The following is a 1,561-nucleotide window of genomic DNA, read 5'->3' on the forward strand; positions in this document are numbered from 1 at the left end:
ACAATAAGGTTATGAAACATCTGGGCAAGAGTCGCTCAGAACTTTTTGTTGAGTTGGACAAACCAGAGCTTCAAACACTACCTGCCAATCGCTATATTTATGAGCAATTTAAAGTTGCTCGTGTCGATATGGATTATCACATCTCTCTTAAAAAATGCAACTACTCCGTACCCTACAAATATCTCAAAGAGGAAGTTGAAGTGAGATATTCCACGCATCATGTAAGAATCTATTTTAAAAATGATTTAATAGCGACACACCCAAGACTCCGCATTATAGGACAAACTTCAACTCTTCATGAACATATGCCAAGTACACATCAATATATCGATGAGAAGATGAATCCGCAGAGACTCAGATCGTGGGCTAAGAGTATTGGTGAGTACAGCTGTGTATTTGTAGAAGATGCATTTGAAGCCGTAGAGCATAAAGCAAATGCTTATCGTCAAATAGTAGCGGTACTCTCACTCGCAAAAAGATATGGAAAGATGGAATTGGAATTGGCACTAATGTATGCAATAGAAAAACGGATACTTAAGGTTAAATCCATTACCTCTATTTTAGATAAAAAACTTTATCTTCAAAAGAGTGTAAATAATGCTGTTTGTGAGACCCTCTCTCTTTTTAATACGCATCCAAACCTTCGCGGTCCAGACACATATAAATAAACCAAAAACAAAAAGTATACAGGAGATAAAAATATGACACATGCACAATTAACAAACAAAATAAGCCAACTTGGTTACCAAGGCTTTAAGGACGCTTACCAACGACAGAGTGAAGATACGGCTTACTCTTCTATGAGCTTCGAAGAGAGGCTATTTCAACTTCTTGACGCTCAAGAGATATTTTTAAAAAATAAACGTATCATCATGAATCATAGACTCTCTAAAATCAAAGACAAACAAGCTTCCCTTGACGCTATTGATTATAGAGCCGACAGAAGAATAGACAAGGCTCAGATTCAATCATTGTCACAGCTAAACTTTATACACTCAAATCAAAATGTAATTATTACTGGAAAAACTGGCACCGGTAAAAGCAACCTAGCTCAAGCACTCGCAAACAGAGCAATCTTTGATGGATTCAAAGTCTACTATGTCAGAACTCCAACACTCCTTGAAGAGATACGAATATCGAGGATAGATGGAACGTATACAAATCTGCTTAACAAATATTCAAGATTTCAACTTCTAATACTCGATGATTTTGGTGTTGCCCCCATGGTGGAAGATGATGCTACAAATTTGTTTGAAATCATAGAAGATCGAACAAGCATAAATTCTACGATTATTACTTCACAGCTTCCGGTGAGTGAGTGGTATAACTATCTCAACAATAACACGATTGCTGATGCCATACTTGATAGAATTGTTTACTCTTCACACAGAATAGAACTCCAAGGCGAGTCCATGAGAAAAATGAATTCAGTGATGCAAAATTGCCCTTATTAAAAACATCATCCGGCCACTTTATGCTAAAATGACACTACAGAAAATATCTCTTCAGAGGTGGCCGGATGCTCTGCGCGTTTGGTGGCCGGTTTGAACGCTATGCGCAA

The 1,561-nt window shown here is 37.5% G+C and carries 1 protein-coding gene and 1 pseudogene; both read left to right on the forward strand.

From position 1 onward, the window contains the following. A pseudogene (locus IBX42_RS12470) lies at positions 1-668 on the forward strand (IS21 family transposase); the annotation flags it as partial. 33 nt (positions 669-701) lie between these two features. Beyond that, positions 702-1,454, forward strand: coding sequence for an IS21-like element helper ATPase IstB (gene istB / locus IBX42_RS12475; RefSeq protein WP_294933254.1), 753 nt, complete (start codon positions 702-704; stop codon positions 1,452-1,454). The last annotated feature ends 107 nt before the right edge of the window (positions 1,455-1,561 follow it).

It is taken from the genome of Sulfurimonas sp. (genome assembly GCF_014859695.1).
Classification (GTDB): Bacteria; Campylobacterota; Campylobacteria; order Campylobacterales; family Sulfurimonadaceae; genus Sulfurimonas.

Excerpts from the sequence above, each read along its gene's own strand:
- istB (WP_294933254.1), top strand. The coding sequence starts at position 702 with ATGACACATGCACAATTAACAAACAAAATAAGCCAACTTGGTTACCAA.